We start from the raw sequence: 19,310 nt of genomic DNA, 5'->3' as shown, positions 1-19,310 counted from the left end.
GTCAGTTCACCTGCTTCTCGAACAGCTCGATCTCGCTGATCACCGTGTCGGTGCTCTCGGTGGACGGGAAGACGCCCGCGATCAGCACCTGGACCTGCTTGACGCCGTCACCGTTCTTGATGGCGTGCTCCTGCGGGTCCGGGTTGTCGACGAGCGGGATGTCGGTGGTCTTGCCGGTGTCGAACACCAGCGTGAGGCGCTGCGGCCGTTGGGAAGCCAGGTACTTCTTGCCGTCGCCGATGCGGATGATCATCCTGCGCAGGTCCGTGGTGTGGTCGAAGGTGATGGTCAGCGCCACGGTCTTCCCGTCGGTCTGGGCGGCCCAGAACGTGCCGGGGTCGTTGTCCATGGCGAGTTTGGCGGCGTGGTCGGGGCGTTCCTGTCCGGCCGAGATCGAGCTCTGCCGCACGGGCACCCATTTCTCGAAGATGCCGGCGACCTTGTCCTTCGCCGTCAGCACCTGGGTGTTCACCGTGCTGCGGAACGGTTGCGAGAGCCCGTACAGGCCGCCGAACAGCAATACCGCCAGCACCAGTGCCCACCGGAACGCCCTGCCGATGCCCTGCTTGACCTTGGTGGCTCTGCGGACGCGGTTCGGCCTGCTGCCGCGTTCCCTGACCTTCGGGCCCTTCGTGGGCAACCAGCGCTTCCACCACGGCTGCTTCTGCTGGACGGCGTCGATCAGCGAGCAACCGCAGACGCCGCAGAACCTGCGCGTGGGGGCGTTGCCGGAGCCGCACTGGCCGCAGATCAGGTCGCCGGGCTGGGCCTGGCGCTTGAGTGTCTGCTGTGGACGGTGGTGGGGCTGCGGCTGTTGCGGTGCGTCCGGGCGGACCGGGCCCGCCTGCACCTGGGCGCCGGTCCATTTGAGGAAGTCGCCGCAGTTGCCGCAGAACTCGGCGTTGGGCGCGTTGTGCTCCCCGCAGGTCTGGCAGACGATCATGTGGTCACCTCGATGGTCGTGGCGACGTGGGCGGGCACCATCCGGCGCACCGCCGCGGTGATGCGCGCCCGGTCGACCGCGTCCGGGTTCGGCACCCGGACGCGGATCAGCACGTGCGCGGGAGAACTGCCCGGGACCGGGCCGTCCGGTCGTGCGGAGATCGAGACCCCGCCGCTGTCCGCGATGTCGACGCGGCCGCCGGTGAGCAACCAGACGTGCTCGGCCAGGCCTCTTCTGGTGCCGCGGAACCGGTGCAGCCGCACGGCTCTGGCGACCAGCTCGCGGCGCTGGGCGGTGGACCAGTTCTCGTCCAGGTCGAGCGCCACCCACTGGGCGAGCCAGTCGACGAAGTCGTCCGGCGCGAGGCGCGGGTCGAGGTAGGCGGCGAAGCAGTCGAGGACGGTGAAGACCGGGGCGATGACCTCGTCCAGGGCCTGCGTGAAGCGCTGGGTGAAGTCGTCGTCGGTGTAGACCGAGGGCATCCGCTCGCCGAGCGGATGCGGGGAAACCAGATCGTCAACCGCGCTGCGCATTTACGCCTTCACCACCCTCACCTGATGGCCGTACGAGAACGCCAGGCCGTTCGGTGGCAGGTCCACGCGCTGCACGGCCTGGCCGCGTTCGCCGGTCAGCAGGTTGGCCGCGAACAGCCGCACGTCCTCGACCAGCTCCACGCCCGGAATCCGTTGCAGCACCGCATATATCTCGCCTGAGTGCACGGGTCGCCCGAACGGCCACCCGTCGCCGTCCGCTCCTCCGCGGATCGGGTCCAGGTAGTCGCCCAACGCGTCCATCGCGCGTGCCCGGACGGCTTCGGTGGGCGTTCCGGTGCGAGCCTTGAGGTCCGCCACGACCGTGATGCCCTGGTAGAACGGCGGTTCCACGCTCACCCTCGCGCCGACACACCTGCGTGCGTCGAGGTGCCGGGCGATCCGTTCGAGCGTCTCCTGGTCGACCTGGAAAGCCTGGAAGTTCGGTTCCTCGTGCTCCGGGACCGCCGGCACGACCAGTACCCGAACCCCGTCGTCGCCCGGCGCGCACCGCACTCGTGCGACTTCCGGAGCGGCCTCGCGGGCGAGGATCTCGTAGTCCTCGGCCGTCACCGCCCGATCACGGGTCCGCAGTGACAGCGGGCCCCTCAGGGCCGCGTCCTCGACCGACTCCCCCGCCACACCACCGCGGCCGGGCTTGCGGTTGGTCACGTTGCTCACGAACGGCACCGGATCCCGTTGCACGGTCACGAGGTTGCGGGCGACGTTGCCCCTGAGCCCGCCACCCGTGCGGTATTCGGGCACCCGGATCGCCGCGGATTTCGCCGGTACCGCGCCGTAGTGGCGCAGCGTGCCGTCCTGCTGCCGCACCGCCGGGCCGAAGATGATCTGGCCCTCGATGTTGTCCAGCAGGAAGTGCCGGTCGTCCGGGCCCGACTCGACGAACGTCGGCACCTCGGTCCAGATGTCCCAGCCGTCGGTGGTCGCGACCTCGACGGTGACCGGCGCGCCCGCGACGACCGGCGTGCGGGCGAGCGGGAACCGTTGCCCGGCCACGCCTTCCGAGACGCCGATGGTCTCGGCCTTGACGACGTCGGCGTGCACGGCCTCGGTGGTGCCGCCGATCGTGGCCGCGGTGACGTCGCGAATCTTCGGTGAGCGCTGGTAGAACGGCTGGCCCTGCCACAGTTCGGCGGCGCGGCACCGCAGCCAGCCGGCCCGTTGCCGGACGAGGATCGACGTGGTGTGCCCCTGCGGGACGTGCACGACGACGTCGCCGGCGGAGTTGAAGCCGCCGTTGGTGAAGTGGTCGACCTCGCAGGCGGTCCAGCCGTCGCTCGTCCACGCTTCCCAGACCCACGGCGGGTCGGCCGGGTTGATGCCGGAGCCCATCGGCTCGCAGTCGAACCTCAGCAGCACCGCGCAGCCGGGAACCGCGTTGGACAGCCCGAACAGCACGGCGTCACCCGCTTCGGGCTGCTCGCTGAACGCCTGCGGCTCCTTCAGGGCCTTGAGGTCGTCGGTGCGGTCGACGGGCTGGCCGTTCGCGGTCGCGGTGGCCAGGTGCGAGAGCTCGCAGGGCACGATCGTGAGCGGGCGGTCGACCGTGAAGACGACCGGGTCCTCGACGCCCTTTCGCTGCGTGGCCAGCTGATTGCCTTGCGGCACCTCAACCGGGCCTTCCTGCGGTGCGGAGAGCCAGTAGGTGACGTCCACGCGTGCTGCCGTCGGGGCGAACAGCTCGACGCCGATCAGGTCCAGGAACTTGAGGTAGTGCAGCTTGGGCACGCGGTTGAGCCGGTACATCACCTCGTCGACCATGTGCGCGAAGGCCTCGATCAGCGTGACGCCGGGATCGGAGACGTTGTGGTCGGTCCACTCCGGACAGTGCTGCTGCACGCGGCGCTTGGCCTCGTCGACGAGCTGCTGGAACCGGCGGTCGTCCAGGTTCGGCAGGGGAAGCGGCATCACGCACCGTCCTCGTGCGGCGGAATGACGTAGAACGGGAACACGAGGTTGCGCGGGTCGTTGGTGTTGCGCAGGGTGTAGTGGATGTCGATCAGCAGGGTGCCGCTGTCCGCCTCGGCGAAGTCGATGACGACGTCCGTGAGGTCGATGCGCGGTTCCCACCGCTCCAGCGACAGGCGCACCTCGTAAGCGATCTGCCCGGCCGTCGAGGAGTCCGCGGGCGCGAACACCAGGTCGTGGATCGCGCAGCCGAACTCTGGCCGCATCGGGCGTTCGCCGGGTGCGGTCGCGAGGATCAGCCGGATGCTCTCCACGATCTCGCGGTCGCCGTCGACGAGCGCCACCGAGCCCGTCGCGTCGGTGCGGACGGGAAAGCTGAGTCCCCTGCCGATGAAGTCCACGCGACTACCCTCCGATCAGGACGGTTGGGCAGCCGGGCGGCAGGATCGGCGCGCCGCAGCCGCTCATGTCTCCGACTCTCGCTGCCGGCTTGCCGCCGATCAGCACCGTCGGGCAGCCGGGCGGGATGATCGGCGTCGGCGGGTGCACGGCCGGCGGCGGGAACGAGCACGTGTGCATGTTCCCGACCGTGGCCGCGGGCAGTCCGCCGATGAGCACGGTCGGAACACCGGGCGGCATGATGACGCCGGGGTGCCCGGTCATGTCTCCGACTCTTGCTGCGGGTGGCATGTGCGCTTCCTCAGTTGATCTTCACGATGGCGCCCTTGACCGTGAGCGGGCCACTCGCGGTGACCTCGGTCTGGGCTTGGCCAGCGATCTTGACCTGGGTTCCTTCAGCGGTCAGCTCGGTCTGCGCCTTGATGGAGACCTTCTGTCCCTTGAGCTCCAGCGGGCCCGTACCGGCGTCGACGGTGATGCCGTTCTGCGCCTTCACGTTGATGGTCTTGCCGCTGGTGATCTCGATGTTCTGCGACTTCTGGTCGAGCTTGACGACGAACTTGCCGTCACCGCTGGAGATCACGATGCCGTCGTCCTCGACGAACTCGACCTTGTGGCCCTTGCGGCTCACGAACCCCCTGGCCGCGATCGCACCGTTGGCGCCGTCCACGGGTGGCTTGCTGAGCTTCGGCGGCTTGTCCTTGCCGTTGTAGAGGCCGCCGAGCACGTACGGGGCGTCGAAGTCGCCGTGCTCGAAGCCGACCAGCACCTCGTCGCCGACCTCGGGCAGGATCAGCGTGCCGCGGTTCGCGCCGGCACCGGCTTGCACCGTGCGGGCCCAGACGCTGGTCAGATCCGGTGACAGCCAGGGGAACTTGACCTGGACGCGGCCGATGTCGAGCGGGTCCTTGGCGTTCGTGACGACGGCCGGCACGAGTCCGTTGAGCGGCTTGTCTTTTGTGCTGTGCACGAGGCCGTAGAGCGAGCGCTCCTGTTTGCCGGAGACCGTGAACTCCGTGGTGTAGCCGGTGTGCTCGGCGAAGAGGTGGCGCGTGCTGGTCAGCGTGTACTTGCCCTGGAAGGGTTCGCCGACGTTGGTCAGCGCCACCGCGGTTCCGGCCTTGAGCTCCGGGTTTCCCCTTGCCACGCCGGTGAGTTCCGCGCAACTCCCGCCCAGCTGGGCCGCCAGCGCCTCCGCCGCGGTCTTGGCCTCGGCGTGCGTGCGGTACGGCAGGCCGGCTTCGAGGTGCGGTGGTGCCTTGAACTTCGCCGCCAGTTCCGCGGGTTTCGCCTGTGCTACTTCGACTCCGGCGGTGTTCGGGACGGCGGTGGCCAGGACCTCCTGCTTGTTCTCGAAGTCCCAGCCGCGGACTTGGACCTCGGGCACCTGGCCCGCGGTGGTGATGCCGGCCCGGAGTGCCACGAGGGTGCTGTGCATTTCGAGGACGAGCGGGTCGGACTTGGCTTTGGCGTTGGTTTTTGGTGCCTTCGCCGGTGGTTCGGGCAGCTTGAAGTCGAGCTTGCCGTCCCTGACCGCGATCTGCGCGCCGACCGTCCTGGCCAGGCGGCTCAGGAACTCCCAGTCGCTCACGTTGTCCTGGCTCAGCTGCGTGTCCGGCCGGCCGCCGAAGCCGGGCACGTTGTCGATCGTGCCGGTCTTGATGTGGGCGCGTTCGGCGACCTTCTTGACGACGTCGCCGACCGTCATGTTCGGGTAGACCGCGACGCGTTTGCCGCGGAACAGCCGGTGTGCCTCGTCGTAGCCCCTGACCTCGGTGAACGTGCCCTGCCCGTCGAGCTCGACGCCGACGGCCGTGATCTCGCCGCTCATCAGCGGTTTCGGGCCGCCGGGGTCCGCGGTCTGGACCTTGAGGGTGGTCCTGGCGCCGATGGTGAAGTGGCCCTTGGCGAGCACGACGTGGCCGGGGTCGCGGAACTTGAGCACGAACATGTCCGGCAGGTTCCGGCTGTCGTCGACGTAGGCGTAGGTGAGCAGCAGCTTGACGTCCTGTGGCAGCGGCTGACCCTCGACCTCGACGACGAGGTTGTTGGCGAAGCTCTCGTTAGCCATGCTGGATCTCCTCCAACGCCGGAACGAGCACGGTCGAGCCGAGCTTGAGCCGCATCGGGTCGTCGATGTCGTTGGCCTCGGCGATGTGCCGCCACAGCTCGGGGTTGCCGTACGCCTTGTACGCCAACGACTGGAGCGAGTCTCCGGCCGTGAGCGTGTGCTGGTCGCGTGCCGCGAGCGCGCCACTGGTCGGGTTCTGCCCGCCGGGTTCGCCGCTGACCTCCTCCAGGTTGACCGTGCACACCGCCCTGACCGGCATGCCGCCCGGGGTGAAGAGCGTGTACTTGGCCGTGACGCTGGAGACGTAGCTCGGGAAGCCGGTTGTGGTGCCCCACTTGAAGATGACCCACGGCGGGCTGCCCTTGCCGTTCGTCCTGGAGTCCTTCGTGGGCACGGTCAGGTTGAACAGCTGCTCGACCATCTTGATCGTCGAGTCGCCCATGTCCTTGGTGGAGTCGATGAAGATCTCCAGGCTGAGCTTCGCCGGCTCGGCCCCCTTGAACTCCGGGACGCCCGCCTTGGCCGCGTTCGGCTGGGCCTGCCGCTGCCACTTGGCGTTCTTGGCGAGCGTCAGCTCCTTGGGGTTGAACTGGAACTCGATCTTGTCCAGCTCCGCCCCCGGCTTCTGCAGGCCACCCGGCTTCGGCGGCTCGTACGCCGTGATCACGGCGTGCTCCATCTTCTTGGCCGCGGTCTTCGCTCCCGCGCTCGTGAACGTGACGGTCATCGCGCGTCCAAGAACCCGTGGTGCGCCAGCTCGAGCGTCTCCGTGGCCACCTTGGCCTGCTCAGCGCTCAGCTGCGGCCCGGTCCACCTGACCGGGATCACCTCGGCCAGCGACCAGCTCGCGATCGTCTTGCCTTCCAGGGTTCTCGCCTCGATGACCGCGGTCCGGCGCTTGATCCCCGCCGCCATGCCCGCGATCCAGTTGGTGATCTTCTGGCTGTCCTTGGTGACCGGCCTGGTGAGCTTCACGTTGGGGTACTTGATGCGCGTGGGCAACTGCCACACCATCCCGTTGTTGCCGCCCTCTTCCCGCTGCTCGATGACGAACTCGCACCCGAGCCCCTCACAGCTGTTGAACGACCCCAGGTCGTCCTTGTCCACCGACACGCTGAAGCAGACGGCGACGGCTTCCTCTGGTGCGGTCATGACTTCGTCCTCACAGGTCGGTGAGCGCCCCACGACGCTCACGGTCGAGCCACAGGTCGGCCTTGAGCCGGCGCAGCAACGGGTCGTACAACTTGCGCAACAGCTCTTCCGGGTTCTGCGGTTGCGGTGCCGCTGCTGCTGTTTCGGCCTCGGCTCGCTGGACAGGCGCGGGCGGGCTGGACTCGGCCTCCACGACACGCGCCACCACCGGCGCCGGCTCGGGGGCGGCCGGGGCCTGGGCGGGGGCGGGCGACACGGCGACCGGCAGCGCCACAGCCGGCTGCGCATGCGTTTGCGCAGGGGTCGCGAAGATCCGCTGGACGGGCGCTTCGGTGCTGCCGGTTGGGAGTGCGCGTGGGCTGGCGGCGCGCTGGACAAGTGGTGGCGCCTCGCCGACCAACCGCTGCACGGGCGGTGCCGAGCCGACGAGCGTCTGAACGGACAGCGCCGAGCCACCCAAACCCTGGGCGGCCGGTGCCGAGCCAACCAACCCTGGGACAGCCGGCGCCGTGCCAACCAGCTGCTGCACAGAGGGCGCCGAATCAACCAGCCCTGGGACAGCCGGTGTCGTTCCAACCAGTCGCTGCACGGACGGCGCCCAACCAGCCAGCCCTTGGACAGCCGGTGCCGAGCCAACCAGCCCTCGGACGGGCGGTGTCATATCGACCGGCCCTTGGGCAGCCTGCATCGCACCGCCGAACCGTTGGACAGACTCTGCTGAACCAGCCAGCCCATCGACAGCCGAGTCCGAGCCAACCAGCCCTCGGACAGACGGCGTCATATCAACCGCCCCTTGGGCAGCCTGCATCGCACCGCCGAACCGTTGGACAGACTCTGCTGAACCAGCCAGCCCATCGACAGCCGGTTCCGAACCAACCAGCCGTCGGACAGCCGGTGTCGTTCCAACCAACCGCTGGAGAGGCGGTGCTGAGCCGACCAACCCTTGGACAGCCGGTGTCGTTCCAACCAGCCCATCGACAGCTGGCGCTGAACCGACTAATCCTTCGACTGTCGGTGCTGAACCAACCAACTCCCGTGCAGAGGGCGCCGAACCAGCCAGCCGCTGGACAGACGGCGCCGAGCCGGCCAACCCTTCGACAGCCGGTGCCGAGCCGACCAACCCTTGGGCGATCGATGCCGAATCACCCGAACTCTGGGCAGTCAGTGCCGAACCGGCCAGTCGCTGGTCAGCGGAGGTCGATCCAACCGGCTCTTGGGCGGTCTGCGCCGAACCAGCGAGCCGCTGAACAGTCGGCGCCTCACCAACCAGCCCTCGGACAGTCGACGTCGCATCAACCACCCCTTGGGCGGTCTGCGTCGAACCGGCGAGCCGCTGGACAGTCGATGCCTCACCAACCAGCCCTCGAACAGTCGACGTCATATCAACCGGTCCTTGAACGGTCGGCGTCGAACCGGCGAGCCGCTGGACAGTCGGCACCTCACCAACCGGCCCTTGGGCGGTCTGCGCCGAACCAGCGAACCGCTGGACAGTCGGCACCTCACCAACCGGCCCTTGGGCAGTCTGCGCCGAACCAGCGAGCCACTGGACAGTCGTTGCCGCATCACCCGGCCCACGAACAGTCGGCGTCGCATCAACCAGCCGTTGGACAGTCGTTGCTGAACCGACCAGTGGCCCGGCGGTTGGCGTCGACCCAGCCGCGCGCTGAACGGTCGACGGCGAGGACTCAACTTCTCGCTGGACGTTCGCGGGCGACGACCCGACCAGCCGCTGGGCGACAGGTTCAGCCAAGTCGGCCCGGGACAGGGTGTGCGCGGTGTCTTGGGTCGCGACCGGCAGGACGGACTCGCTCCCAGCCGGCGGTTGAGCGGCAGGCGCAGCAAGATCGGCCTGTGCCGAGGTGGGTGAACTCGCGGGCACGACGGACTCGGAACCGACCAGTCGCTGCACAGCCACATCTGCCTGCGCGGCGAGTGCGTTCGGGGTGCGACCCGCCACCGGCAACTGGGGCTCAGCGAGGCGCTGGGCAACGGGTTCCGCGGAGTCGGACTGGGTGGTGCCAGGCGTGGTGGCGGTGTGCGCCACGGTCGGCAGGCCGGACTCGGAACCCACCAGACGCTGGGCGACCGGCCCAGGCTCGGGGCTGTCACCCACGAGCCGCTGAACTGATTGCGCACCACCTGAGTCCGGCACACCCGCGGGGGCGTCGGAGGCTCGTTGCAGCACCGACGAGATCGGCTCTCCGAGACCCAGCCTCCTCGGCCGGGCAGAACGAGGAGGCTCCGGCACCGAACGCTGCACCTCCGCCACCGGACCAGCCACGGCGTCCGTGCTGTCCGCCACGGAGGCGGGAGCAGCGACATCCCTCTCACCAGCGGCCGCCTCGACCGGCGAGGGCTGTGCCACACTCCGCGCCACCACAACGGGTTCGGGTGAAGGCGCAGGCATCCGGGAGACAACGGGCTCACGGCTCGTTGCCCACACCGTCTGCCACTCCGACGGCTCCGCGGCGGGAGCGGCCACGTCCGCGATCGACCCCGAAGGCTCGGCCGGGCCCACCGCGTGCGCGAGAGGCGCCAGGAAAGACGGGTTCTGCCAGGAGCTCAAGCCGGCCGAGAACGACGACACCGGGTTGACCAGCGGGTGCGGTGCGACGACTCGCTGCAGTGGCGGCAGGTTCCGCCACTCCGACCGGACAACGGGCAATGAGGGCGCGGCAGCACGCCGCCGAAAGGGCCACACAGCAAGTCACCTCCCCGAACCGAACCCAGAACCAGAACCAGCTGAAATCCGCGTGTTGATGCGGCCGATCTCCTCCACGTACCGCAACCGCTCGGCGTGCTCCAGGTCCAAAATGGACTCCAGCGACCAGTGGAAGTGGTAGGCGACGTACGCGACCTCCGAGTACAGCCGGTCTGGCGCGTACGTCACGATTCCCCCAGGCGCCCGCCCGCGATGTCGACCTCGAACCCGTGCCCGCAGGAAGGACACGCGACGCCGGAGCGCGTGTGCCCCTCGCTGTTGATCCGGCGGTACATGTCCTGCAGGAAAGCCAGATCCGAGGCGAACAGGTTCTCGATGATCCCCGCGTGAACGTCCACAACGGACCCGATCCGCACGACGACCCGGCCCAGCAGAACCACCGTCAGGAACGCCGAGTTCTCGCGAACCCGGTCGTCCCGCAACGGGATCAGCTCGTCGCGAGCCGTCGCCAGCCGCATCACACCGTCGCGATGCACGACCCCGGAGTCGTCCACGTACCCGCGCGGCAGGGAGAACGCGAACTCGGTCTGCATCACCGGATCAGCAACAGCAGAAGAAGTGCGTTTCACTCGACTTCCATCTCCTCGTAGGTGACCGTCAGCTTCTCGGTCAGCACGGAGGTGTCACCGGCCTTCAACGTGCCGATCTCCAACGACTTCGGCCAGCACCGCACGATCTTGTAACGCTTGATGGCGGACCCCTCGTAGTCGTAGACGACGACCACGCCGTTCTTGCGGGCGCTGGCCATCTTGCCGAAGCGCGAGTCCTTGATCCACTTCTCGAACGAGTTGTCGGCCGTCAGACCGCGGGTGAGGACGACCTCGCCCGCCTTCGCCCGGCCCGGCAGCTTCTTGATGACGTACTTGCCGTCGGCCATGTTCTGCTTGAGCTCGATGACGTCCTGCTCCATCTTCAGGCCGGTCACCTCGGAGATCTGCTTGATCGTGATGCCGTCGACTTCGAGGCCGAACGAGTGGCCTACCGACGTGTCCAGATCGGGGAGTGCCATGTCGATGAACCGCCTTTACTCGTTGACCAGACTGGTGCCGCCCTGCATCTGGGCGAGCCGGAAGATGACGAACTCCGCGGGCTTCACGGGTGCGATGCCGACCTCGCACACGACCTGGCCGAGGTCGATGCCCTCCGCCGGGTTGGTCTCGCGGTCGCACTTGACGTAGAACGCCTCGTCGGGCGTCAGGCCGAACAGCGCGCCCTTGCGCCACTCCATCACCAGGAACGCGGAGATGGTCCGGCGGATGCGGGCCCACAACGCATCGTCGTTGGGCTCGAAGACGACCCACTGCGTTCCGTCCAGAATGGACTCTTCCAGGTAGTTGAAGAGCCGCCGGACGTTCAGGTAGCGCCACGCCGGGTCGGACGACAGAGTCCGCGCGCCCCAGACACGAATGCCGCGGCCGGTGAACGCGCGGATGCAGTTCACGCCGATCGGGTTCAGCAGCTCCTGCTCGGCCTTCGTCAACTGGGTCTGCAACGCGACAGCGCCGCGCACGGTCTCGTTGGCCGGAGCCTTGTGCACGCCACGAGAAGCGTCGTTGCGCGCCCACACGCCGGCCATGTGACCCGACGGCGGCACGAAGATGTTGTCCGAGGTGGACGGGTCGTAGACCTTGATCCACGGGTAGTACAAGGTCGCGTACTTCGAGTCGTAGCCCGCCTCGGTCTGCTTCCAGTTCTTCACCTGGTCCGGCGAGAGATCGGGCGGCGGGTCGAGGATCGCCATGCGGTCGCCCATCAGCTCGCAGTGCGCGATGATCGCCGACTGCACGGTCTTGACGGCCTCCAGCGTGATCAGCCCGCGCTGGTAGGAGCTCATCAGGTCGGGCACCGAGACCATCGTGATCTCGTCGATCGCCTCCAGGCCACCGAAACCGGTGCGGTCGGCGACATCGCCCACGTAGTCGTCGGGAACGACCTTGCGCGGCACCGGCGGCGGAGCAGGAGCTTCGCGCAGCGCCACGGAAGCCTTGTCGGGCTTGGTCGGCGACGCCCCGGCGACCTCCTCGATCGTGATCAGCTTCGAGGCCGTGTTCACGACGGTGACCACGTTCTCCTTGCCGCGCTTGGCCGACACCTGGTGCGTCTCGACGACCTTGCCGTTGTCCTTGACCGTCAACGAGAAGCGGTCGTCCGGCTGGTTCTCCCCCGCGGGGTCGCCGACCTCGACGGCCAGCGAACCGGCTCCGAGTTCGCGCGCCGACACCCGATAGCCGCCCAGCTGAGCCTGCGGACCGGCGGGCAGCGCCGGCGTGGACTTCGCCCCGCCCACGCGGACGACGTAGCAGTTGTTGCCACCGTTGAGGAAGTAGCCGTAGACGGCGAGCGGCAGGTAGCAGCCCTCGGCGAAGTCGCCGAACTTCTCGGTGTACTGCGCCCAGTTCGAGACCAGCGTCGGGGTGTTGTAGTCACCCTTGACCGCGAACCCGACGAACGCGGCGACGGCGGTGCCCACGCCCTCGATCGGGCGGGCACCTGCCTCCACCTCCTCGACGTACACGCCCGGCGAGAGATAGGTGGGCATCGACGGCCTCCCATGTCGTACGGAACCCTGTACGACACATGCTGCGGCGACCTGGGAAAACCCGACACGACCGCGCGGCGGTGCCCGAGGGAGCCGGTGACTGCCCAAAGGGGCAACCACCCCGCGGTGTGATTTCTCAGGGAGATTTCCCACCCGTTCACCAAACTGCCGCCGAACGATCACCGCACACGTCTCATTTGAGCCCTACCCTTCGCGACGGTCCATGTCCGCCAACAAGGAAGTGCGCAGGCATGAAACGTCGCAGGGCTCCCTTAGCCGTGCTCACCACGGTCGTCGTCACAGCGGCCACCCTCACCGCCTCGACCTCGGCTCACGCAGCCACCACCACGTTCACGCCCACAGCCGACACCTACGCCGACAACTCGGCGACCGGTACGAACTACGGCACCGCCGGTCAGCTCGGCACCGACAACTCGCCGGTCAAGCGGACGTTCCTCAAGTTCACCGTGTCCGGGGTGAGCTCGGTCGGCAACGCCAAGCTGCGCGTCCACACCGACGACGTCGCCGGTGCGGAAAGCCCGAACGGTGGCACGTTCCGGTCCACGTCCAACGTGAGCTGGACGGAAACCGGTGTCACCTGGAACAACCAGCCCGCCGTCGACGGCGCCACGCTCGGCTCCCTCGGCGCGGTCGTCCGCAACGCCTGGTACGAGATCGACGTGACCAGCTACGTGACCGGCAACGGCACGTACAGCATCGCGATCACGTCCTCCAGCTCGGACGGCGCCGACTACGACTCACGGGAGAGCGGTGCCACCACGGCGCCGCAGCTCGTGGTCACCGACGGCACCGCGCCACCCTCCGGCGACCCGGTGTGGGTCGGCGCGGGTGACATCGCGGACTCCGGTTCCGGTGACACCGCGACGGCCAACCTCCTGGACAACATCCAGGGCACCGTCTTCACCGCCGGCGACAACGTCTACGAGAGCGGCACGGCGGCGGAGTTCAACTCCTACTACCAGCCGACGTGGGGCCGTCACAAGGCGCGCACCAAGCCCTCCCCCGGCAACCACGACTACAACACCAGTGGCGCCACGGGGTACTACAACTACTTCGGATCGCTGGCCGGGCCGTCGGGGCGGGGTTACTACTCCTACGACGTCGGCAACTGGCACATCGTGTCGCTGAACTCCAACGTCAGCATGTCCGCGGGCAGCGCGCAGGAGCAGTGGCTGCGTCAGGACCTGGCGGCGAGCACGAAGCCGTGCACCGCGGCGTACTGGCACCACCCGCTGTTCACCAGCGGTGCCAACCACGCCCCGGAGACGGCGACCAGGCCGTTGTACCAGGCGCTGTACGACAACAACGCCGACCTCGTGGTCACCGGGCACAACCACCAGTACGAGCGGTTCGCCCCGCAGAACCCCACCGGAGGCCTCGACAACGCGCGCGGCATCCGGCAGTTCGTCGCGGGCATGGGCGGCGCCGGCGCCTACCCGTTCGGCACGATCAAGCCGAACAGCGAGGCCCGCAACACCGGCACCCGCGGCGTGCTGAAGTTCACCCTGCACAGCAACAGCTTCGACTGGCAGTTCGTCCCCGAGGCCGGCAAGACCTACACCGACAGCGGCACGACCAACTGTCACTGATCGAACCGCTGGAGGCCGGTGTGTACCTGTCCACGATCGACAAACCCAAGTCGGCGAACTGGAAAGGGCTGAGCGGCAACGTCTTCGCGCTCGGCGCGGTCAGCCTCGTCACCGACGTCTCGTCGGAGATGGTGGCCGCGATCCTGCCGCTGTACCTGGTCATCGGCCTCCAGCTCAGCCCGGCCGCGTACGGGCTGATCGACGGCGTCTACACGGGCGCCACCACGCTTCTCCGGCTGGCCGGCGGGTATCTCGCCGACCGGACGAACCGGCGCAAGGCGGTCGCGGGCTTCGGCTACGGCATCTCCGCCGTGGCCAAGCTCGGGCTGCTGGCCGCGGGCAGCTCCCTGACCGCACTCGGGTTCGTGATCACCGCGGACCGCGCGGGCAAAGGACTGCGCACCGCACCACGCGATGCGCTGATCACGTTGTCCACGCCCAGCGGTGACCTGGGCCGGGCGTTCGGCGTGCACCGGGCGATGGACGGCATCGGCGCCTTCGCCGGGCCGCTCGTCGCCATGGCCGTGCTCGCGGCCTCGGCGCAGTCGTTCGACGCCGTGTTCGTCGTCAGCTTCTGCATCGCTCTGTTCGGCGTGCTGGTGCTCGTGCTCTACGTACGAGACCGGCCGGAACCGTTGGAGCGCAAGGAACCTCTCCAGCTCGTCCTCCTCAAGGACCCGGCAGTCCGCAGGATCGTGCTGGCCGCGTCACTGCTCGGCCTGGTCACGATCGGCGACGGGTTCGTGTACCTGTTGCTGCAGAAGCGGGAAGGACTGGCGTTCGGCTGGTTCCCGCTGCTCGCCGTCGGCACCAGCCTGGTCTACCTGCTGCTCGCCGCACCGCTGGGCGCGCTCGCGGACCGCGTCGGCCGGCTCAAGGTGATGCTGTGCGGTTACGGCGCGCTGACCGTCGTCTACCTGCTGCTCTTCGGCCCGCTCGGCGGCTGGCCGCTGCTGGTGCTGGTCGTGCTGCTCTACGGCGTCTTCTACGCCTGCACGGACGGCGTGCTGATGGCGCTCGCGGGCCCGGTCCTGCCGGAACGCCTGCGCACCACCGGAATCGCACTGATCCAAAGTGGACAAGCGCTGGCCTACCTCGGTTCCTCCGTCCTGTTCGGACTCGCGTGGCAGTTCTGGAGCCCGGAAGCCGCCACCAGGACCGCCGCCGTCGCGGTCGTCCTCGCCCTGATCACCACCGCCGCACTGCTGGGACGTCGCAAGCCGTGAAGAACCGCCTGCTGATCACCGTCATCGCCGCCGTGCTGCTCGCCGGCGTCGCCATCGGCTACACCGTGCTGTCCGGCGCCTCGCCGGGAGAAGCCGCGAACTCGGTGCCGCTCGACTCCGGCCCGCGCCTGATGGTGCTGAGCAACGGCAAGCTCTCGACGGTGTCCCGCACCGACCCCGGCGGCTCGCGTGAGGTCACCGAGCAGCGCTGCGACCGCGTCTACGGCGCTGCCGGCACGATCTCGTGCCTGCGTCCGGCGGGGGCTCTCAAGGCAGGCGAGCTCGCCGTGCTCGACAGCGATCTGAAGGAGCTCAGGACCGTTCCGCTGACCGGTTTCCCGAACCGCACGCGGGTGTCCAAGAGCGGCCGGATGGTGGCGTGGACGTTGTTCGTCGACGGGCATTCGTATGCCGCCAACGGGTTCTCGACCAGCACGGGCATCCTCGACACGAAGACCGGCACGCTCGTGCGGTCGCTGGAGGAGTTCACCGTCGACGGCCTGGCGCAGCGGCCGGTCGACTCGAACTTCTGGGGCGTCACCTTCACCGCGGACGACAACCGCTTCTACGCCACCATGTCGACCGGCCCGCACCGCTACCTGGTCGAGGGCGACTTCGCGGCCAAGCACCTCAAGCCGCTGACCGGCCTGGACAACGTCGAGTGCCCGTCGTTGTCCCCGGACGGCACCCGCATCGCCTACAAGAAGGCCGTCGACGGCGACCCGCAGAAGGGCTGGCGCGTCTCCGTTCTCGACCTGGCGACGCGCCAGATCACGCAGCTCGCCGAGACGCGGACCGTCGACGACCAGCCCGCGTGGATCGACGACCACACCGTGGCGTACGGGATCCAGCGCGACGACGGCCTGAACGACGTGTGGTCGGTACCTGCTGACGGCAGTGGTTCCCCCGCGGTGCTGGTGCCCGAGGCCAGCTCGCCCGCGCCCTGGTAGCTGCCCGAACGGGCGGCCATCGAGGCACGTGCGACCGGACGCGCAGCTCTCGACGGTGTGATGAGTGGTGCGAACACTGGGTCGCATGACCCACGCCGTGCCCGGCCGCGACAAGCCCGCCGACACGCGCGAGACCCCGTCGAGACCGGCACCGGCCAAACCACCGCCACGGCGCAACCTCAACCCCATGGCCGCGATGGCGTTGCAACGCCAGGCAGGCAACCGCGCGGTGGCGAGCCTGGTGACTCCGGCGGAACCCGTGGCACAGCGCGGCATCCTCGACGACGTCGCGGGCGTGGCCGGTGACGTCAAGGGCCGCGTGCTCGGCCAGTTCGGCACCTGGGCGCGGCGGATTCCCGGCTACGGCGTGCTGTGCGTGGCGCTCGGCAAGGACCCGATCACCGAACAACCGGTGGCCCGCGACGCCACCGCCGTCGTCGGCGCGCTGGTCGGCCTGATCCCCGGCGGCGCCGCGCTGTGGGACAACCTGCAGCAATCGGGCGCGGTGGCCAAGGCGGGCGAGTGGCTGTCGGCGGAACTGCCGAAGCTCGGCCTGACCTGGGAAGCGATCCGCGGCCTGTTCGCCAGGGCGTGGGACGCGGTCAGCGTGACCGACCTGATCAACCCGAGCGCGGTCTGGGACCGCCTCTCCGGCATCTTCAGCGAACCGATCGGCCGCCTCCGCACGTTCGCCGGCGCCGCGGGCACCAAGCTGATGGAGCTCGTCTTCGAAGGCGTGCTCGGCGGCGCGGGCGGCATCGGCGGTCAGGTGATGGGCATCATCCACCGCGCGGGCGACGTCGTGCGCACGATCGTCCGCGACCCGATCGGCTTCGCGGGCAACCTGGTCAGCGCGGTCCGCGGCGGCCTCGGCCAGTTCGTCGGCAACATCCTGGCGCATCTGCGCACCGGCCTGTTCGGCTGGCTCACCGGCGCCCTGCGCGGCGCCGTCCAGATCCCGCAACGGTTCGACTTCGGCGGCATCCTGTCCATGGTCGCGAGCATGCTCGGCCTGACGTGGTCGTGGCTGCGCGAACGCCTGGTCCGCACCCTCGGCGAACGCACCGTCCGCCTGGTCGAGACCGGCGTCGACTGGGTCCGCGACATCGCCACCCGAGGCCTAGCCGCCGTCTCCCAACGCCTGGGCGACATGGCATCCGGCTTCGTCGACACGGTGATCGGCGGCATCCGCGACTGGGTGGCGAACTCGATCGTCGGCGCCGCCATCACCCGCCTGATCTCCATGTTCAACCCGGCCGGCGCGGTCATCCAGGCAATCCTGGCCGTGTACAACACGATCCGCTTCTTCATCGAACGCGCCCAGCAACTCGGCGCCCTCGCCGAGTCGGTCTTCGGCTCCATCGCGGCGATCGCGTCCGGCAGCCTCGACGCGGCGAAGAACGCGGTCGAGTCGGCGCTGGGACGTGCTGTTCCGGTGGTGCTCGGGTTCCTGGCGCGGTTGATCGGGCTCGGGGACGTGGCGGCGCCGGTGCGCAACATCATCACGCGGATTCGGGGGGCGGTGGACGGGGCGGCGGACCGGGTGATCGGCTGGGTGCCGGGCGTGGCGCGCAGACTTCCGGGCGTCGGCAGGCGAGGCGGTCCTGACGAGTCACCAGAGGCGAAGCAGCGGAGGCTGAACGCCGGGCTGCAGGCCGCGACCAGTGCGGTGAACAGGTTCAGCGGACGCGCGGTCGGCCCGCTGATCCTGCGACCGGTGCTCGCGGCGATCAAGCTGCGCCACGGGCTCACCGAGCTCAAGGCCGTCAGCACCGGCGAGCGGTGGCGGGTCTCGGCCACGGTCAACCCCACGGCTGAGCAGGACACCGCCGTGCTCGTCAGCGGACTGGCCGACCCCGAGGAAGTCACCCGGATGATCCAGCAGGCGACCTCCGCACGAGAACGCGCGAACGCGATACACCAGCGGGACCACGCCACGTTCCGCAGGCCGGTTGTCGTGGCGGTGTCGGGCGACAACCTGTCCGCGAGCTACGAGACGCCGGGATCGGGAGACGTCAGGCAGGCACAACGCGACAGACCCGGCCGTGGCGACACGCGCGAGTCCGGCTCGACGACGCGCAGGTACCTGGAGACCGATGCGGCGATGTGGCAGGACCTCGGCGCCCTGCACCGCCCGCTGGTGGCAGAAGCCGTGCGCAATCCCGCGGCTGAATACCCCCTCCCGCCCGGTAACGAGGGTGCGCGGCAGCAACGCGAACACTTCGAGCGCACCGGTCGATACCTGCCGCAGCAAAGCCGGAACGACCAGCCCGGAACGGGCACCGGGCGCTCCAGCCTCGTGCACGCCGAGAAGCAGTTGTTGCGGCGCAGCGGAAGCAAGGTGTACGGGGTCAGCACGAACCCGATGTGCTCCGACTGCCAGGTCTACTTCCGGGCACAGGCCATGGGGCAGAAGACGGTGTTCGTGGCCGCGGACGTCGGTGGCGTGCACATCTTCCTGCCTGATGGCTCGGTGCGTTCCACCGTGGAAGAGGTCCGGGCAGCGGCCGTGAACCTCGAAGTCAGAGGGTAAGGCGCCTCACTCGGCGGCTTCCTCCTCTTCCTCCGCCCGCTGCACGAACGTCTGCGCCGTCTCTTCCTCCGCAGGCGCTTCCTCGCGCTGCACATGAGCGTCCCCGCCGTGCGAACCGTGGTCCTCACACCGCTGCACCGGCGCAGCCGACGCCGCCATGATCCGATCCGCGTTCGCCACCGCATCCCGCTCAAACCGATCCGACGGATCGCTCACCTTCACCCCGCCACCGGCATCCGTGCCGTCAACCGGCCCGGACCGCTGCTGCACCACGTGCGTCAGCTCGTGCGCCAGCATGTGCTTGCCGGAGTCCGAACCGGGGTCGTACTTGTCGCGCTGGAACACGATGTTCGAGCCGACGGTGTAAGCCTGGGCGTTCACGGACTTCGCCGAGTCGTGCGCCGCGGAGTCGGTGTGCACGCGGACATCGGAGAAATCGGCACCGAAGCGGCCCTCCATGTCGGTGCGCACCTCGGCGGGCAACGGCGAGCCGCCGGACGTGATCACGGTGGGGGTGTCTTCGACGACGGCGCCGACGCCCGCGTTGCCGACGGCGCGTTGCAGGCCGAGCATTCCGGCCGGGCCCAGGACGTCGGGGCGGCCCGCGGCGGCCGCGCGGCCCATCAGGTCGGTTTCCTCGTGCTGGATCCTGTCGCCCTTGGGGCGGAAGGAAGTCTCCGATTCGTGTTCGTGTCCGTGCATCTCT

At 68.9% G+C, this 19,310-nt stretch carries 18 protein-coding genes; 4 read left to right on the top strand and 14 right to left on the bottom strand.

Annotated features, from left to right (window positions below; genetic code table 11):
* Position 1: 1 nt before the first annotated feature.
* From ABZX92_RS03140 to ABZX92_RS03080, 13 genes are all read right to left on the bottom strand, one after another.
* Positions 2-943, bottom strand: coding sequence for a zinc ribbon domain-containing protein (locus tag ABZX92_RS03140; RefSeq protein ID WP_355553193.1), 942 nt, complete (start codon positions 941-943; stop codon positions 2-4).
* On the bottom strand, positions 940-1,476 hold the full coding sequence (locus ABZX92_RS03135) for a phage tail protein (protein WP_355553191.1): 537 nt from the start codon (positions 1,474-1,476) through the stop codon (positions 940-942). Before ABZX92_RS03135 ends, ABZX92_RS03140 begins: the two co-directional genes overlap by 4 nt.
* Positions 1,477-3,402 carry a putative baseplate assembly protein gene (locus tag ABZX92_RS03130; protein WP_355553188.1) on the bottom strand — a complete coding sequence of 642 codons (1,926 nt, stop codon included), beginning with the start codon at positions 3,400-3,402 and terminating at the stop codon, positions 1,477-1,479. It lies immediately after the preceding gene.
* On the bottom strand, positions 3,402-3,803 hold the full coding sequence (locus tag ABZX92_RS03125) for a GPW/gp25 family protein (RefSeq protein WP_355553185.1): 402 nt from the start codon (positions 3,801-3,803) through the stop codon (positions 3,402-3,404). Before ABZX92_RS03125 ends, ABZX92_RS03130 begins: the two co-directional genes overlap by 1 nt.
* 4 nt (positions 3,804-3,807) lie before the next feature.
* Positions 3,808-4,092, bottom strand: coding sequence for a PAAR domain-containing protein (locus ABZX92_RS03120; protein WP_355553182.1), 285 nt, complete (start codon positions 4,090-4,092; stop codon positions 3,808-3,810).
* A 10-nt stretch (positions 4,093-4,102) separates the two neighbouring features.
* Positions 4,103-5,872 carry a VgrG-related protein gene (locus ABZX92_RS03115; protein WP_355553179.1) on the bottom strand — a complete coding sequence of 590 codons (1,770 nt, stop codon included), beginning with the start codon at positions 5,870-5,872 and terminating at the stop codon, positions 4,103-4,105.
* Positions 5,865-6,599 (bottom strand): peptidase M23, encoded by a 735-nt coding sequence (locus tag ABZX92_RS03110; RefSeq protein WP_355553176.1) that lies wholly within the window; start codon positions 6,597-6,599, stop codon positions 5,865-5,867. Before ABZX92_RS03110 ends, ABZX92_RS03115 begins: the two co-directional genes overlap by 8 nt.
* Complete coding sequence (locus ABZX92_RS03105) at positions 6,596-7,024, bottom strand: phage tail protein (protein WP_355553173.1); 429 nt, start codon at positions 7,022-7,024, stop codon at positions 6,596-6,598. The genes ABZX92_RS03110 and ABZX92_RS03105 overlap by 4 nt, the downstream gene beginning before the upstream one ends.
* A 10-nt stretch (positions 7,025-7,034) precedes the next feature.
* Positions 7,035-7,298, bottom strand: coding sequence for a hypothetical protein (locus tag ABZX92_RS03100; protein WP_355553170.1), 264 nt, complete (start codon positions 7,296-7,298; stop codon positions 7,035-7,037).
* Between the two features lie 2,433 nt (positions 7,299-9,731).
* On the bottom strand, positions 9,732-9,914 hold the full coding sequence (locus ABZX92_RS03095; protein ID WP_355553167.1) for a DUF6760 family protein: 183 nt from the start codon (positions 9,912-9,914) through the stop codon (positions 9,732-9,734).
* The gene (locus ABZX92_RS03090) at positions 9,911-10,279 is read right to left on the bottom strand and encodes a hypothetical protein (protein WP_231114862.1); all 369 of its coding nucleotides are present in this window, start codon (positions 10,277-10,279) and stop codon (positions 9,911-9,913) included. The genes ABZX92_RS03095 and ABZX92_RS03090 overlap by 4 nt, the downstream gene beginning before the upstream one ends.
* Before the next feature lie 32 nt (positions 10,280-10,311).
* On the bottom strand, positions 10,312-10,755 hold the full coding sequence (locus tag ABZX92_RS03085) for a phage tail protein (RefSeq protein ID WP_355553164.1): 444 nt from the start codon (positions 10,753-10,755) through the stop codon (positions 10,312-10,314).
* Between the two features lie 15 nt (positions 10,756-10,770).
* Positions 10,771-12,285, bottom strand: coding sequence for a phage tail sheath family protein (locus ABZX92_RS03080; protein ID WP_355553162.1), 1,515 nt, complete (start codon positions 12,283-12,285; stop codon positions 10,771-10,773).
* A 251-nt stretch (positions 12,286-12,536) separates the two neighbouring features.
* On the opposite strand from ABZX92_RS03080, the gene ABZX92_RS03075 reads away from it, so the two are divergent.
* From ABZX92_RS03075 to ABZX92_RS03060, 4 genes are all read left to right on the top strand, one after another.
* Positions 12,537-13,895 (top strand): DNRLRE domain-containing protein, encoded by a 1,359-nt coding sequence (locus tag ABZX92_RS03075; RefSeq protein ID WP_355553159.1) that lies wholly within the window; start codon positions 12,537-12,539, stop codon positions 13,893-13,895.
* Between the two features lie 20 nt (positions 13,896-13,915).
* Positions 13,916-15,121, top strand: a complete 1,206-nt coding sequence (locus tag ABZX92_RS03070; protein WP_355553156.1) for an MFS transporter — start codon at positions 13,916-13,918, stop codon at positions 15,119-15,121.
* Complete coding sequence (locus ABZX92_RS03065; RefSeq protein WP_355553153.1) at positions 15,118-16,071, top strand: hypothetical protein; 954 nt, start codon at positions 15,118-15,120, stop codon at positions 16,069-16,071. The genes ABZX92_RS03070 and ABZX92_RS03065 overlap by 4 nt, the downstream gene beginning before the upstream one ends.
* 85 nt (positions 16,072-16,156) lie before the next feature.
* On the top strand, positions 16,157-18,604 hold the full coding sequence (locus tag ABZX92_RS03060; protein WP_355553150.1) for a hypothetical protein: 2,448 nt from the start codon (positions 16,157-16,159) through the stop codon (positions 18,602-18,604).
* 6 nt (positions 18,605-18,610) lie between these two features.
* On the opposite strand, the gene ABZX92_RS03055 is transcribed toward ABZX92_RS03060, so the two are convergent.
* Positions 18,611-19,306 carry a DUF4157 domain-containing protein gene (locus ABZX92_RS03055; protein WP_355553147.1) on the bottom strand — a complete coding sequence of 232 codons (696 nt, stop codon included), beginning with the start codon at positions 19,304-19,306 and terminating at the stop codon, positions 18,611-18,613.
* Between the last annotated feature and the right edge of the window lie 4 nt (positions 19,307-19,310).

This window comes from Lentzea sp. NPDC006480, assembly GCF_040611995.1.
Lineage (GTDB): Bacteria > Actinomycetota > Actinomycetes > Mycobacteriales > Pseudonocardiaceae > Lentzea.
Note: the sequence above shows the minus strand (reverse complement) of the source record. Positions and strands in the feature narration are given on the sequence as shown.

Excerpts from the sequence above, each read along its gene's own strand:
- ABZX92_RS03105 (WP_355553173.1), bottom strand. The coding sequence starts at position 7,024 with ATGACCGCACCAGAGGAAGCCGTCGCCGTCTGCTTCAGCGTGTCGGTG.
- ABZX92_RS03135 (WP_355553191.1), bottom strand. The coding sequence starts at position 1,476 with ATGCGCAGCGCGGTTGACGATCTGGTTTCCCCGCATCCGCTCGGCGAG.
- ABZX92_RS03130 (WP_355553188.1), bottom strand. The coding sequence starts at position 3,402 with ATGCCGCTTCCCCTGCCGAACCTGGACGACCGCCGGTTCCAGCAGCTC.
- ABZX92_RS03085 (WP_355553164.1), bottom strand. The coding sequence starts at position 10,755 with ATGGCACTCCCCGATCTGGACACGTCGGTAGGCCACTCGTTCGGCCTC.
- ABZX92_RS03110 (WP_355553176.1), bottom strand. The coding sequence starts at position 6,599 with ATGACCGTCACGTTCACGAGCGCGGGAGCGAAGACCGCGGCCAAGAAG.
- ABZX92_RS03090 (WP_231114862.1), bottom strand. The coding sequence starts at position 10,279 with ATGCAGACCGAGTTCGCGTTCTCCCTGCCGCGCGGGTACGTGGACGAC.
- ABZX92_RS03075 (WP_355553159.1), top strand. The coding sequence starts at position 12,537 with ATGAAACGTCGCAGGGCTCCCTTAGCCGTGCTCACCACGGTCGTCGTC.
- ABZX92_RS03120 (WP_355553182.1), bottom strand. The coding sequence starts at position 4,092 with ATGCCACCCGCAGCAAGAGTCGGAGACATGACCGGGCACCCCGGCGTC.
- ABZX92_RS03055 (WP_355553147.1), bottom strand. The coding sequence starts at position 19,306 with ATGCACGGACACGAACACGAATCGGAGACTTCCTTCCGCCCCAAGGGC.
- ABZX92_RS03115 (WP_355553179.1), bottom strand. The coding sequence starts at position 5,872 with ATGGCTAACGAGAGCTTCGCCAACAACCTCGTCGTCGAGGTCGAGGGT.
- ABZX92_RS03140 (WP_355553193.1), bottom strand. The coding sequence starts at position 943 with ATGATCGTCTGCCAGACCTGCGGGGAGCACAACGCGCCCAACGCCGAG.
- ABZX92_RS03060 (WP_355553150.1), top strand. The coding sequence starts at position 16,157 with ATGACCCACGCCGTGCCCGGCCGCGACAAGCCCGCCGACACGCGCGAG.
- ABZX92_RS03080 (WP_355553162.1), bottom strand. The coding sequence starts at position 12,285 with ATGCCCACCTATCTCTCGCCGGGCGTGTACGTCGAGGAGGTGGAGGCA.